Origin of the sequence: Mesorhizobium sp. Cs1299R1N1 (assembly GCF_037179655.1) — a bacterium.
Taxonomy (GTDB): Bacteria; Pseudomonadota; Alphaproteobacteria; order Rhizobiales; family Rhizobiaceae; genus Mesorhizobium; species Mesorhizobium salmacidum.
In genome coordinates this window covers 33,360-46,371 of the sequence record NZ_JAPYKR010000016.1, presented here as the reverse complement: position 1 = coordinate 46,371, position 13,012 = coordinate 33,360, and the positions used below count along the sequence as shown (strand labels likewise).

12 protein-coding genes, 1 tRNA gene and 1 pseudogene are annotated in these 13,012 nt (G+C 61.2%); 8 read left to right on the top strand and 6 right to left on the bottom strand.

Annotation, left to right across the window (positions count from 1 at the left end; all coding sequences use genetic code 11):
* The first annotated feature begins 56 nt into the window (after positions 1 to 56).
* Positions 57 to 1,520 (top strand): betaine-aldehyde dehydrogenase, encoded by a 1,464-nt coding sequence (gene betB, locus O7A70_RS28160; protein ID WP_337143274.1) that lies wholly within the window; start codon positions 57 to 59, stop codon positions 1,518 to 1,520.
* Positions 1,521 to 1,526: 6 nt separating this feature from the next.
* Here the strand turns inward: betB and O7A70_RS28155 are convergent, their stop codons facing one another.
* Positions 1,527 to 3,761, bottom strand: a complete 2,235-nt coding sequence (locus tag O7A70_RS28155; protein ID WP_337143273.1) for a mannose-1-phosphate guanylyltransferase/mannose-6-phosphate isomerase — start codon at positions 3,759 to 3,761, stop codon at positions 1,527 to 1,529.
* A 51-nt stretch (positions 3,762 to 3,812) separates the two neighbouring features.
* Positions 3,813 to 4,712 (bottom strand): LysR family transcriptional regulator, encoded by a 900-nt coding sequence (locus O7A70_RS28150; protein WP_337143272.1) that lies wholly within the window; start codon positions 4,710 to 4,712, stop codon positions 3,813 to 3,815.
* A gap of 113 nt (positions 4,713 to 4,825) precedes the next feature.
* Here O7A70_RS28150 and O7A70_RS28145 point away from each other — a divergent pair, with 113 nt between their 5' ends.
* A complete protein-coding gene (locus tag O7A70_RS28145; RefSeq protein WP_337143271.1) occupies positions 4,826 to 5,713 on the top strand; it encodes an NmrA/HSCARG family protein in 888 nt (295 codons plus the stop codon).
* A gap of 1 nt (position 5,714) precedes the next feature.
* Here the strand turns inward: O7A70_RS28145 and O7A70_RS28140 are convergent, their stop codons facing one another.
* The gene (locus tag O7A70_RS28140; RefSeq protein ID WP_337143270.1) at positions 5,715 to 7,235 is read right to left on the bottom strand and encodes a phosphomannomutase/phosphoglucomutase; all 1,521 of its coding nucleotides are present in this window, start codon (positions 7,233 to 7,235) and stop codon (positions 5,715 to 5,717) included.
* Between the two features lie 199 nt (positions 7,236 to 7,434).
* Between O7A70_RS28140 and O7A70_RS28135 the strand changes: the two genes are divergently transcribed.
* A tRNA-Pro gene (locus tag O7A70_RS28135) sits at positions 7,435 to 7,511 on the top strand.
* Positions 7,512 to 7,809: 298 nt separating this feature from the next.
* Here the strand turns inward: O7A70_RS28135 and O7A70_RS28130 are convergent.
* Positions 7,810 to 8,160, bottom strand: a complete 351-nt coding sequence (locus tag O7A70_RS28130; RefSeq protein ID WP_337143269.1) for an ethanolamine utilization protein — start codon at positions 8,158 to 8,160, stop codon at positions 7,810 to 7,812.
* 489 nt (positions 8,161 to 8,649) lie between these two features.
* On the opposite strand from O7A70_RS28130, the gene O7A70_RS28125 reads away from it, so the two are divergent.
* Positions 8,650 to 8,847 (top strand): hypothetical protein, encoded by a 198-nt coding sequence (locus tag O7A70_RS28125; protein ID WP_337143268.1) that lies wholly within the window; start codon positions 8,650 to 8,652, stop codon positions 8,845 to 8,847.
* Positions 8,848 to 9,320: 473 nt separating this feature from the next.
* Here the strand turns inward: O7A70_RS28125 and O7A70_RS28120 are convergent, their stop codons facing one another.
* Positions 9,321 to 9,542: a DUF768 domain-containing protein gene (locus O7A70_RS28120; protein WP_337143267.1), complete on the bottom strand. Its 222-nt coding sequence runs from the start codon at positions 9,540 to 9,542 to the stop codon at positions 9,321 to 9,323.
* A 722-nt stretch (positions 9,543 to 10,264) separates the two neighbouring features.
* Between O7A70_RS28120 and O7A70_RS28115 the strand changes: the two genes are divergently transcribed.
* The 4 genes and pseudogenes from O7A70_RS28115 to O7A70_RS28105 form a co-directional block, all read left to right on the top strand.
* Positions 10,265 to 10,633: a hypothetical protein gene (locus tag O7A70_RS28115; protein ID WP_337143266.1), complete on the top strand. Its 369-nt coding sequence runs from the start codon at positions 10,265 to 10,267 to the stop codon at positions 10,631 to 10,633.
* Positions 10,634 to 10,696: 63 nt separating this feature from the next.
* Positions 10,697 to 10,873 carry a hypothetical protein gene (locus tag O7A70_RS28110; RefSeq protein WP_337143265.1) on the top strand — a complete coding sequence of 59 codons (177 nt, stop codon included), beginning with the start codon at positions 10,697 to 10,699 and terminating at the stop codon, positions 10,871 to 10,873.
* A 314-nt stretch (positions 10,874 to 11,187) separates the two neighbouring features.
* Positions 11,188 to 11,427 (top strand): DUF6894 family protein, encoded by a 240-nt coding sequence (locus O7A70_RS34260; RefSeq protein WP_442920965.1) that lies wholly within the window; start codon positions 11,188 to 11,190, stop codon positions 11,425 to 11,427.
* Positions 11,428 to 12,094: 667 nt separating this feature from the next.
* Positions 12,095 to 12,339: pseudogene (locus O7A70_RS28105) on the top strand (NADP-dependent oxidoreductase); the annotation flags it as partial.
* A 338-nt stretch (positions 12,340 to 12,677) separates the two neighbouring features.
* Here O7A70_RS28105 and O7A70_RS28100 read toward each other — a convergent pair.
* Positions 12,678 to 13,010 carry a hypothetical protein gene (locus O7A70_RS28100; RefSeq protein WP_337143264.1) on the bottom strand — a complete coding sequence of 111 codons (333 nt, stop codon included), beginning with the start codon at positions 13,008 to 13,010 and terminating at the stop codon, positions 12,678 to 12,680.
* Between the last annotated feature and the right edge of the window lie 2 nt (positions 13,011 to 13,012).

Genomic DNA, 13,012 nt, shown 5'->3' with positions numbered 1-13,012 from the left:
GACAGCCGCCCGCCCAATAGCCGACGCGTAGGGCCGAAATGATTTGGAGACCTCCCATGCGCGCCCAGCCCACGGCTTCGCACTATGTCAACGGACGCTATATCGAGGACGACCGCGGCGCGCCGCTGCCGGTGATCTATCCCGCGACAGGCGAGACCATCGCCATGCTGCGTTCGGCGACGCCGAACGTGCTGGAACTCGCCATCGAGGCCGCACGCGCCGCACAGCCTGCCTGGGCGCGGCTTAAGCCGGTCGAGCGTGGCCGCATTCTGCGCCGTGCCGCCGACATTTTGCGCGCCCGCAACGCCGATCTTGCCCGCATCGAGACGCTCGACACGGGGAAGGCGATCCAGGAGACGCTGGTGGCGGACGCCCCTTCGGCAGCCGATTGCCTCGAATATTTCGCCGGCGCGGTCGCCGTCTTCAACGGCGAAGCGGTCGACCTCGGCGGACCCTTCGCCTACACGCGCCGCGAGGCGCTTGGCGTGTGCGTCGGCATCGGCGCATGGAACTATCCGATCCAGATCGCCGGCTGGAAATCGGCGCCGGCGCTCGCCATGGGCAACGCCATGGTATTCAAGCCATCGGAAAACACGCCGCTTTCGGCGCTGGCGCTGGCCGAGATCTACTCGGAGGCCGGGCTGCCCGACGGGCTGTTCAACGTCGTGCAAGGCTATGGCGATGTCGGCGCCGGGCTTGTCGGCCATGATGTCGTCGCCAAGGTCTCGGTGACGGGCTCGGTGCCGACCGGGCGCAAGGTGCTGTCGCTGGCCGGCTCGAAGATGAAGCACGCGACGATGGAACTCGGCGGCAAGTCGCCGCTGATCGTCTTCGACGATGCCGATCTCGAAAATGCCATTGGCGGCGCCATGCTCGGCAACTTCTATTCGACCGGCCAGATCTGTTCCAACGGCACGCGCGTCTTCGTCCAGAGCGGCATTCACGACCGCTTTGTCGAGCGGCTGGTCGAACGGACCAAGAAAATCCGCATCGGCGATCCGCTCGATCCAGAAACGCAGATGGGGCCACTGGTCAACAAGGCGCAGCAAGACAAGGTCGTCGGCTATGTCGATGCCGGCAAGCAGGATGGGGCGACGCTGGCCTGTGGCGGCAACGTGCCGTCGCTGCAGGGCTTCCAGGGCGGCTTCTTCGTCGAGCCGACGGTGTTCACCGGCGTCACCGACACGATGCGGATCGCCCGCGAGGAGATTTTCGGCCCGGTCATGAGCGTGCTGAAATTCAACAGTGAGGACGAGGTGATCGACCGCGCCAACGACACCGAGTTCGGTCTTGCCGCGGGCGTTTTCACACGCGACCTGCCGCGCGCCCACCGTGTCATCGCCGAGTTGCAGGCCGGTACCTGCTGGATCAACGCCTACAATCTGACGCCGGTCGAAATCCCCTTCGGCGGCGTCAAGCAGTCCGGCATCGGCCGCGAGAACTCGCTGGCGGCGCTGGCGCTCTATTCGCAGTTGAAGTCGATCTATGTCGAGACGGGGGATGTCGCCAGTCCGTACTGATCCTGTCTACTTGTCCACCGTGCGATCCAGATACTGGGTCAGCGCACAGACCAGGTGATAGAAAATACTCGCCGGCACGTCCGATGCCAGCGAGCGGCCGCGCTCGTCGATGCGGTCGATCCACAGACCGAGCGGGGCCGGGTCGATGTGCCAGCGGAACAGCCGGCCGACGCGCGCCTCGATCTCCGGCTTCAGATCAGGGCCGCCCGAGCCATCCAGCGCGATCGCCGCCTTGAGCGCCTCGGCCTGCGGCCAGCTGCGCGATATCAGGTCGAGCGGCAGGCCCTGCCGCGAGACTGCCCCATAGGCAAGGCCGGTGGCACGGTTGAGGCCGTTGGCGATCGCCGAGGCATAGAGTTTTCGGGCAAAGACGCTCAGTTCGGCCTGGCCGCTGCGACCGGCGAAATCGACCAGCAGCGATGCCCATTCGAAGTGGTGGCCGGGTTCGGTCCAGGTTCCCTTCTCTCCGGAGACCGGTTTCCATTCGGCATCGAAATACTCGCCGAGCGTCCAGCTCTCAGGGTCGAAGAAATGGCTGCGGAAGAGGTCGATGATGCGCGCCGCACGACGCAGATGCGTGCGCTCGCCGGTCGCCTGGTGCCAGGCCAGGAAAGCTTCGAGCAGATGCATGTGCGGGTTGGAGCGCCGCTCGCCCGTCGCGTCCGATGTCTCGAGGAAGCCGGTCATGCGGCTGTCCTCCAGATGCGCATCGAGGAAGGCGAAGGTCTCTTCGCCGAGCCGCAAGGCATCGGGATTGCCCGACATATGCGCGTGCGCCAATGCCAGCAGGATGCAGGAATGATCGTAGGCATCCTCGACCGGGTCGGCGACGGAGCCATCGACATTCAGCGTGCGCACCCAACCGCCCCGTTCGGTGCGGCCCTGCCCCGCCATGAAGTCGATGCCATGCGCGATCAGCCGGTCGGCCGGGCCGGTCCAGCCGTGCTCCTTGGCAACCGCGAAAGCATAGATCTGCCTGGCCTGGGTGCGCATGCGCTTGGGTTTGATGAGCGGCTTGGCGTCGAAACCCAGCGCCTCGTGGAAGCCGCCATGGTGCTCGTCGACGCCTGATGTCGACCACAACGGCAAGGTCTCCTGGAACAGCCAGTGATGCACCCGTCGCCGCCAGGCGCCGCTTTGGATGACGCGGTCATGCGCGGGCGTAAATCTGGTTTCCAGCCGTCCCGATTTTTCGAGTTGCTCGACGATCTTCTTGACGTGCTGGCTGTGACTGACCGGGGCAACGAAAGTGGCATCGGCGGTCGAGACGATGGCAACGTCCTTCATGCCGATCGCCGACAGCAGGCGGCCATCGCTGCGGATATAGGAATTCTCGCAATCGATGGCCACGACATCACCGACGACGACATTGCCCCGGCCGTCGGCGGGACCGACATCGAGGAGCGATTGCCAGGAGCCGAGATCGTTCCAGCGGAAACCGGCCGGCACCATGGCTATGTCTTTTGCCCGCTCCATGATGGCATAGTCGATCGAGTTCGAAGGGATCGCCGCGTAAAGCTCCAGCGGCATATAAAGGCCGGACAGGTCCGCTGTGGCCGCCTTGTAGGCCGCTTCGGTGGCGTGCCAGATATCGGGCTGGAATGCCTCGAACGCGTCGCGCATGACACCGGCCCGAAACAGGAAGATGCCGGTGTTCCAGTAGAAATTTCCCGCCTTGAGATAGTCGTTGGCCGTCGCAAGGTCGGGCTTCTCGACGAAGCGCGAAACGTCGAATACCCCGCCCTTCTCGGCCGATACCTCGATATAGCCATAACCGGTTTCCGGCTGGGTCGGCTTGATGCCGAACACCACCAGGCGGCCGGCGCGCGCCGCCTGCGATCCCGCTTCGATGCTTTGCCAGAATTGGCCTGCCGTCGATATTTCATGGTCCGAGGGCACCACCAGCACCAGGCTGTCGCCGAATTCCGACAAGGTGCGCAGGGTCGCCAGTGCGACGGCGGCGGCAGTGTTGCGTCCCGCGGGCTCGAACAGGGGGCCGCCACCGGCAAGATCGAGACCGGCCAAGTCGGCACGGACACGGTCGGCATGACGCTCCGAAGCAATCAGGAAGATCGGCGTCTCGCCAGCCGCTCTCGCCGTCAGGCGGCGCAAGGTCTTGGCCAGCATGGAACCATCGCCCGACAGATCGTGGAACTGCTTGGGATTGTCCTCACGTGACAACGGCCATAGCCGAGAACCGACGCCGCCGCTCATGACAAAACTGACGATCCGCTCGGTCATTCAGGTCTCGCGCTCGGGAATTGGAGGTCGATTGAGTAGCACAGACGCCTTTTAAGCGGTATCTGCCCGATTGGAAATCCGCCCGGCCGCCAGTTCGATAAAGGCCTTTACCAAGGGCGAAAGGTGGCGGCTGCTCGGATAGAGGACGTGCAGTCCGCCGGCCGGTGTCGTGTAATCCTCGAGAACGCGCTGCAGGCGCCCGTGATCGATCAGCCCTTCGGCCATCGCCTGGGGTAATTGGGCGATGCCGAAGCCCGCGAGCGCGGCCGCAACCACCGCCTGCATTTCATTGGCGGCGAAGCGCCCCGCGACCACGACCGTCTCCTGGCCTTGTGGTCCATCCAGCACCCAATGAGCGGCTGAGGCCGATGGGCCCGCGATGACGCATCGATGGCGCGCTAGATCCGCCGGACTTTCCGGCGTTCCGTATCGTGTTAGATAGTCGGGGCTGGCGCAGAGCAGCCTGCGCGTCGCGCCGAGCTTGCGGGCGATCAGCGTCGAATCCTGAAGGGTGCCTGTGCGGAAGGCAAGGTCGATACCGTCCTCGACCAAGTTGAGCTTGTCATCGGTGAGTCGAAGCTCGACGTTGGTCTTCGGATACAGCGCCAGAAAGTCGACCACGGCGCGGATGAGGAAGTAGCTGCCAAAACCTACCGGGGCTGAAATGCGGATGGTGCCCGACGGTTCTGCCCTCGCCTCCGCGAGACGCAGATTCGCTTCCTCTATAGTCCGCAGTCCCTGGCTGCTCTGCTCATAATAGGAGCGCCCGGCATCCGTCAGGTTGAGGCTGCGTGTCGTGCGTTGCAGCAGGCGCACGCCGACCTCGCGTTCTAGCGCGGCGACACGGCGGCTGACCGTCGTCTTGGGTATGGCGAGCAGGCGCGCGGCGGCGGTGAAGCTGCCGGCTTCGACGACGCGAGCAAACACGACGATATCATTGAGATCAATCATTGTGCTCACAAGTGGAACAAAGTTTTCCAATTATAGGCAATTATGCATCAATCGGACAGGGCCTAGTTTTGCTCCGGACAAACAAGCCAGACAGAGAAGAAGGAGCAGACGAAATGACCAGCAAACGAAGCGTTCTTGTGACCGGCGCCACGGGCCAGCAAGGTGGCGCGGTTGCGCGTGCGCTGTTGGCTAGAGGCCATCATGTCAAGGGACTGACGCGCAAACCGGACAGCGAGGGCGCGCGGCAACTGGCGTCGGCGGGCGCCGAGGTGGTGGCCGGCGATCTCGCTGACGCGGGCTCGGTCGTGAGCGCCGCAAAAGGCGTCGACACCATGTTCCTGATGGGCAACAGCTATGAAGCCGGCCTCGAGGCGGAGACCCGTCTGGGTATCCTTGCCGCCGACGCTGCGAAGGCCGCCGGCGTCGGACACCTGATCTATTCCTCCGTTGCCGACGCCGACAAGAAGACAGGCATCCCGCATTTCGAAAGCAAATATCTGGTCGAGCGGTATATCGAGCAGCTCGGCATTCCCTATTCGATCAGCGCGCCGGTGGCCTTCATGGAGAATGCCGTTGCGCCGTGGTCGATCGGTGCGCTCAACCAATGCATCCATGCCTTCGCGATGCCGCCCAAGCGGGTGCTTCAACTGGTCGCCCTGGCGGATATCGGCGCCTTCGTGGCCGCTCTGGCCGAACGGCGGGAGCGGGTGTTCGGCAAGCGCTTCGATTTCGCCGGCGACGAATTGTCGGGCGAAGAACAGGCCGCAATACTGTCCGGCGCCATCGGCCACCCGATCCGCTATCAGGAAATGCCGATCGCGGTTGCTCGTCAGCAAAGCGAGGACGCTGCGCTGATGTTCGAATGGTTCGACCGCGTCGGCTACGACGTCGATATCGCCGCCTTGCACAGGGAATTTCCGGAGGTGCGCTGGCACGGCTTTGCCGACTGGGCGCGCGCGTTCGATTGGAGCGTTCTGACGACCAAAGCGCCAGAACGCTGAACTAGAAGGTCTGGTTGTAGGCGCCGACTTCCGGACTGCGGCGCAGCACGGCGTCGACGGCATCGAACATCTGCCGGCGACGCTCGGACGAGACCGGGCTTTCGACGACCACGACCAGTTCCGGCTTGTTCGACGAGGCGCGCACCAGACCCCAGGTGCCGTCCTCGGCGACGACGCGCACGCCATTGACGGTGACGAGGTCCACGATCTTCTGGCCCGCGAAACTGGAGCCGTCCCGCTTCATCGCCTGGAAATCGGAGACCACCCGTTCGACGACGTCGTACTTCACCTCGTCCGCGCAGTGCGGAGACATGGTGGGCGTGCCGAAGGTCAGCGGCAGCGCCCGGTAGAGATCGGCCATCGAACCGGCCGGGTTACGGTCCAGCATCTGGCAGATGGCGATTGCCGTGACCAACCCGTCGTCATAGCCGCGCCCGATCGGCGGGTTGAAGAAGAAGTGGCCTGACTTTTCGAAGCCGGCGACCGCGCCGAGTTCGGCAACGCGGCGCTTGATGTAGGAATGGCCGGTCTTCCAGTAGTCGGTAACGGCGCCATTGGCGTGCAGCACCGTGTCGGTGTTGAACAATCCGGTCGACTTGACGTCGACGACAAAGGTCGAACCCGGATATTGGCTGGAAATGTCACGCGCCAGCATGACGCCGACCTTGTCGGCAAATATCTCGTTGCCTTCATTGTCGACGACACCGCAGCGATCACCGTCGCCATCGAAACCCAGCCCGACATCGGCCCCTGTCTCCAGCACCTTGTCCCTGATGGCATGCAGCATCTGCATGTCCTCCGGATTGGGATTGTAGCGCGGAAAAGTGTGATCGAGTTCGACATCGAGCGGGACCACCTCGCAGCCTATGCGCTGCAAGGCTTCCGGGGCAAAGACGCCGGCAGTGCCGTTGCCGCAGGCGGCGACCACTTTGAGCTTTCGTGTGATGCGCTTGTCCCCGGTCAGGTCGTCGAGATAGGTGGCGCGAAAATCGCGGACAAAATCATAGGAGCCGCCGCCTGTAAGGTCGAAATCGCCGGCCAGCACGATCGCCTTCAGCGCGCTCATCTCCTCGGGCCCGAAGGTCAGCGGCCGCGCCGCTCCCATCTTGACGCCGGTCCAGCCATTTTCGTTGTGCGAGGCGGTGACCATGGCCACCGACTGCGTCTCCAGTGCGAACTGCGCGAAATAGGCCATCGGCGACAGCGCCAGGCCGATGTCCTTCACCCGTGCGCCGGCCGCCATCAGCCCCGAAACCAACGCCAGCTTGATGCCAAGCGAATAGGAACGGAAATCATGTCCGGTGACGATATCAGGTCCGGCGCCGAGACGCCGGATCAGTGTGCCGACCCCCATGCCAAGCGCCTGGACGCCGATCAGATTGAGTTCCGGCGGCACCGTCGAACCGGGATGGCCGAACCACCAGCGCGCATCATATTCCCGAAAACCGGATGCCTTGATCAGCGCCGCGGTTTCGAATTCGAAGCTGTTGGGCCAGGCCTCGGCAACGATTTTTGGGGGCAAGACAGCAGAGCTCCAGGCGGCAAAAACACGATCTATCGAGGCAGCGGCTTAGCACACAAGGCTTTAAGCCGCGTTTATCCCGGATGGAAGTCCGGGCTTTACGGCACTACCCGACGAAAGCGGACGAAATGCGACAGAAGGGCTGCCATTGCCGCTTGCAGGAACGAAGTGTGGCGGCTATAAGCCCGCGGTCTGGTCACGGAGTGTAGCGCAGCCTGGTAGCGCACCTCGTTCGGGACGAGGGGGTCGCAGGTTCAAATCCTGCCACTCCGACCAGTCAAAACAATGGGTTAGGAATACGGTATTTGCGCTACCCCACAGATATCCCCACAGAAACAGATGCAAATTTGGGTGAGTCGAGCCGGCTGGCGAACGCGCACGCCCGTTTGATATTCCATCGATGCAAAATTCGACTACAGGGGAATGCTGAGATCATGGCCTTGTACGAGGCAATGTGGTGAAGCGGAATTCGACCACTCCAAGTCCAGACACTGCCGCGCGATCGAGTGGGCGCTCGAGAAAGCCCACCCGGACGCAATTGGACCCATGAGGTGCCCACCGCGACCTGATGCGATCAAGCATCCGGCTGTTGCCAATGAGGGTAAGTGACGTAAGCCGTCACAGCACCATTCTCGTGGGAACGGATCGTCACCTTATCGCCCTTCTGCATGGCGACGATCTCCCCTGGGCCTGCCGTCACCGATCCGTGGTCGTCGGAGACACTGATCTTTCCTTCGAGGATCACCATCGTGTCGTGCACGGTGATAGTCTCCTTCAGGGTCTGGGTTGGCCCGTAGCGTCCGAAGCCGATCGTCACTGGCCCGCCCTGACGCTGGTCTAGGACGTTGCCGGCGAAGATGTCGCCATCCTGCCCCGGCGAGCGTTCCAGCAGCGCGTCGGCAAGGGCGAACTTGTGAATGGTCATGGACTGTCTCCTTTATAACTGGCTGTGGGAACGTGGAGTGGTGTGAATAGCCATTACCGCTGGCGTTCGCATGGGATCGTTCCGCGTCGGCGACGTCGCCAGAGTTGTTGATGTCGCCGCTGGATCTAGTTCTGACGGGTTTGCGCGTAACATGAGTCCATAGCGCCAGTCGTACTGACTGGAGCGAACGCCGCTATTTCCGCGGACGCATCCGGGATGCCATTCCGTCGACGATCAACAGAAGCCCTTCTTCAAAGGCGACCTGGGGGTCGACCGGTCGAACGTCACCATCCGATACCTGAGCATCAGCCTGTTCCTCAACCACACTGCCCACACTTCACCCCGTGGATCCAGTCGTCGCCCTCGGGAGCGGCATCAGCGGCGGTATGAACTTCAGACGCATGCACAGCACTCAACCGCTCCTCAAGCCACGGTCCGGCATATTAGTTCCGGAACATTTTAGCTAAATTGAATGTTAAAGTGATTACAATGATCAAGCTATCGGATCTTGGCTCATTTGAACCTCACCTCAACGGCAAGATCGCCGACCATGAAAGCGAGTATTTCTACCGCTGCCCCCTGTGCGGCCAGATGGTGGATGAACGGGACGCGCGGCAAGTGGTCTGGCATTCTTTCTGGGAGCACAACCGGCTGATAGTTGATGGTGATGCACCTCACTTGCCCTAGCCGGTGCAGGCTGGCGCGCGGAATGTGGCTGGCCCGACCCCAGGCCGATCGAGGGCCTCGTACAGCGCGCTGGAGCGTGGACGCGCATCCCCCCGGTCGGTGTGATAATGGCATATGTGGGGAAAGCTGGGCATTCCCGTCACCGTGCCGCTGCGTCAGGCTGGCCCAGAACAGCTGCGCTTCTCGGCAGGGCTAGTACCGCATGTCGCCTGCTGGTGCCGAGGACTTAAGGACTGTCCTCAGCTGCTTAACTAGGGAACGGCTGGCTCGAATCATAACCCTCCGATCTCAGCTGACGACGTGGCCTTCTACATCCCTTAGCTCGCCAGACCGGGCCAGTTCAAACGCGCGTTCTAGGGTCGTTGTGTTCGGTTCCATACGTCTAAAAATCTAGGTTTCCATGCAGTTTGGGTGCTGAGCGGCAGTTCGGCAGAACATAACGCAGCCTCATTCCACCAACTCGGGATCAGGCGTTATTCCAGAAGGCCAGCGTCATGATGGACGATGGCATCGAGCACCGTTTCATAAACGCTGCCGGTCTCTTCCTCCATCTCGATGCTGCTGATCCCGATCGCCTTCGCGTCCGCAAAAAGCTTCTGGATTGCCTCGGCAACCGAAAGTACGTCTGGACTGGCAAGCCCTGACAGATTGCTGCCTAGCCACTTATGCAGAAAATTGAGACCGCGCGTGCTCATGCCTCAACAAGCCGCAAGCGCATATTAGGTTCCGCTGGAATACAAGGGCGCCGGCAAGCAAACGGAACCAAGATCATTAGGCAGCTTCATCCACGTCAGCCCCTCTAAGGAACCAGCAGCGCCGACAACGAAATTGCCTGCTACCGCCAATCGGCTGACCCTTTAGTTCGTTCGGATGCTTTGTGCGAGTTGCCTTAAAGAGCGCATAAAACCCTTAGCCGGCGAGACGACGCGCGCCCCGCCAATTTCGCCGGTTAGGCTCGGCGTCCTTCAGGCAACTCTTTTTTCAGGGCGCCGAGCCGACGAGACTCTGCTTTCCTTTGCCGGGCAACTATCGTCCATTGATCGACCTCACCCTTGTGTCTTCACCTGCGAATGACAGAGGCACAGATGGGGGATCGACTCCTTATCGAGCAAGCTGCTCGAGAAGGACAGCCAGCCCGTTTCCGTCTTCGATCTCGACGCGGTACGTGAGGCGTTCATGAAGTCGGTCCGCGACAACAGCGTCTCGCCTGCCTAATGAGGCGAGCATGCCCGATGGTTCATTCAACAACTTGCGGACCACAAACTTTCGGAAATGGCGGTTAGCCAGATAACCGGAGCGCCAGACGATAGCCAGCCATAGGCTCGGACCGGTTCCCTTCGTATCAAACCGACGTTGAATCCTTTGAAGCCCCGCTTTAAATAGAGGTACTTAAAATCCTAGCTATTGGGAGGTAGCTATGATCGAAAGCGGTACAGACATCGCGCGGGCGGTGGTTGACGCCAGTTTCCTGTCTCAGCACCACTCTAGGGCCTACATTTCCTCGCTTCGGGGTGACATAGCCCAAACCCGACGTGCAATCGCAGCGTCGCACGAGCTTCTAAAGCGGTTTCGTCAGCGCAAAATTGACGAAGCGCTCAAAGACGTTGAGCAGCACCGCGTGTCCGCGTTCGATGCCGACATTCTCCGCAAGGTCTTTAAGGACTTGGTCTTGGAAATGAAGACACCGGAGTGTGAATGGCGTGCACTCGCTCAAAGCCTCGCCTACGAGTTTACCGGGTGCGAGCGCGTTGACGCGGCCTTGGTGGATTGGATCATTAGGAGGTAACGGACGGAACAATCGCCACGTCGCCATGTTCGGGGCACATCGTTTTGTGGTGTGATTCGTCCTATGGGTAAGAAGGCCAAGCACAAAGCAAAGAAGGTGATTGAAATCCCGATGGAAGGCGAGCTTGAAACGGAAGCTGCCTACTATGCTCGCAAGTGCGGTATCACACCGGACGAAGCCGCCAAGATCATTCGGCAAGCCCTCGCGCCAAAGCGCACCATCGTCCCTAGCGGACGTTAAGGCCGGCGATTGTACACCCACGGGATCATAGGATCCCGTGGGTGACACGCCGCACGGGGATTTTGTACGCAATCGGACATGCCATTGCGGACAGGTCCGCTTAGGAACATGCTTAACCGTCACCGGCTTGCCCTCCAGGCCGGCGTACGGCCCGGCCTGCGGAATCCTGTGTCACTCGAGGAGCAGGCCGGGCTGTTGTCCCTGTGTGCGTAGTGCCAGATGACTGACACTTTCCGTCCCGGTTTCGAGATAGCTATGATCCTCGTCATGGCCGTGGCGGCGATTGGGATCATCCTGGTTGTCATGGGCATTTTCTGAAGGAGCTACAGCTTCAGATCGAAGGAGCAATTGTCACACCTCCATGTTCGGGGCGATGGCGCTCTATCATTTCGATCTGGACGAGGGACGCGCTTCCAGATGGCGATCACCACAAGATGGTGATGGTGGTGCGTGACGAGGCCGGCGATTTGGTCTTTAGGGCGAGCATCGTTTTCAATGTCGAGGCGGAAGGTTCGCAGTTGTCTTCGCGATCCTTGCCAGACAGTCACGCCTGAACGACGTTAACCGGGGCGCCGGACGACCGCCACCATAGGCCGGAGCCATGGAACCGTGGGAGCCTGACGATTACTTCAATATTAGCGCGCGCCTCTATCGGCGACGGGCAGTGGCATATGTTGAACCGTGGTGGATGTGACCATGGCAGAACCAGGCAAAAGCACGACGAGCGCATTCAGGCAGAGAAGCAATTCCGGGTGCGGTTCCTTGCACATGACCCCAATACCGCGCCCCGAGGCATCTCTCGCGTCAGACGTGTGGTTTTTCTTACGGCGTGCCAATGGTGACATTCTTAGTTGAAAACGTTCGTCGGGCTTTCATCGTCGGCCGAGTTCGCTGCTTGGCGGAAGAAAACACTTGAAACGGCAAAGGCCGAAAGCAAGCTGCGAGCGTTCGTGCAATCCGGCGCTGCGACTCAGCCGAGCCTCGCGAACTCCGGATTCCGAAATGCGTGTCCGCTCGTCCAAGGATGCCGGGAGCGTGTTTCATCACGCCAGCATCAGTGGCAACCTGGCCTCAGGACAACGCTCCGGTTTAGGTAACGAGACAGATGTTTGGCCGCCGGCCTGATAGCAAAGATCATTGGACCATTAGTTTCGCGTTTCCCCTTTCGCTCGTGCCAAGGAATTCAGAAAGATGACCACGACCCACACAGGTAGATGGACGATGAAGGCAATCGTTATGACGGACCAGGTCCCTGGAACGGCCGGAATGAGGCTGGTGGAGCGGCCCGAGCCCCAGGCATCGATAACGACGTCGTCGTTCTTTCATGGGTCTTGATTCGTCCCGACGGAGCTGACGTGGCCTTCGACCTGGACCATCGCCTCGGCCGCGATCGGAAGCCTCGATTCCATGAGTTAGCCGGAGTGGTCACCTCACTCGGCTACGGCACAGCGGGACTGTCGCTGGGACCTGGGATCGAGCAGTTACGCAAATCCTCGGCCAGCAACTCCGCTTCATTTGGCAAGGTGTTCAAGGGCACGCATTTCTTTGATGTCATATTCGGCTCGGCCAACGGCATGATGCCCGTTGGCGATTGATGTCGGCTCCGTCATGCCGACCTCTCTCCTGGATGAAGCGACCAGGAAGGGAGTATCCGTGACGGTAAGCTCGCGGATTGCTTCCGTGTAGAACACGTCGTGAACATTTTCAGCGCAGCATGCTGGCGGCCAGAAAAACCGCGACCTCCGCCTCTGCGTTCTTGAGGGTCGGCGCCGCCTTGGCGTCGATGCCGATGCGCGGCGGCGACCTATTCGCGAAGATCGGGTGCGCTCTTCATGCCGGATAGTTCGGTCATCGGGCACAGCAGCCGCGGGCGCGCCGGGTCGGAGATGTCGAGCTTGTCCCAAGGGATGCGGTATAGACCATCGCGGCGGCGCAGCCGAAACAGATCGAGCACCGCCACGCCTATGGCCGACGCCGAAAGACGCTCGAAAGCAGCGTAGATGCCGACGTGGAATTCGGTAACGACGAAATCGTCGTCATCCCGTTCGGCGCAGATTTCCTCGATGTAGCCGATGCTCTTGCCTCGCTGCGAGAGCACGCGTCGCCCAGCCAGATGTTCGAGATTGACGATGGTCATCA

Coding starts and splice junctions, on each gene's coding strand:
- O7A70_RS28110 (WP_337143265.1), top strand. CDS start 10,697: ATGGGTAAGAAGGCCAAGCACAAAGCAAAGAAGGTGATTGAAATCCCG.
- O7A70_RS28155 (WP_337143273.1), bottom strand. CDS start 3,761: ATGACCGAGCGGATCGTCAGTTTTGTCATGAGCGGCGGCGTCGGTTCT.
- O7A70_RS28125 (WP_337143268.1), top strand. CDS start 8,650: ATGATCAAGCTATCGGATCTTGGCTCATTTGAACCTCACCTCAACGGC.
- betB (WP_337143274.1), top strand. CDS start 57: ATGCGCGCCCAGCCCACGGCTTCGCACTATGTCAACGGACGCTATATC.
- O7A70_RS28120 (WP_337143267.1), bottom strand. CDS start 9,542: ATGAGCACGCGCGGTCTCAATTTTCTGCATAAGTGGCTAGGCAGCAAT.
- O7A70_RS28130 (WP_337143269.1), bottom strand. CDS start 8,160: ATGACCATTCACAAGTTCGCCCTTGCCGACGCGCTGCTGGAACGCTCG.
- O7A70_RS28100 (WP_337143264.1), bottom strand. CDS start 13,010: ATGACCATCGTCAATCTCGAACATCTGGCTGGGCGACGCGTGCTCTCG.
- O7A70_RS28145 (WP_337143271.1), top strand. CDS start 4,826: ATGACCAGCAAACGAAGCGTTCTTGTGACCGGCGCCACGGGCCAGCAA.
- O7A70_RS28150 (WP_337143272.1), bottom strand. CDS start 4,712: ATGATTGATCTCAATGATATCGTCGTGTTTGCTCGCGTCGTCGAAGCC.
- O7A70_RS28115 (WP_337143266.1), top strand. CDS start 10,265: ATGATCGAAAGCGGTACAGACATCGCGCGGGCGGTGGTTGACGCCAGT.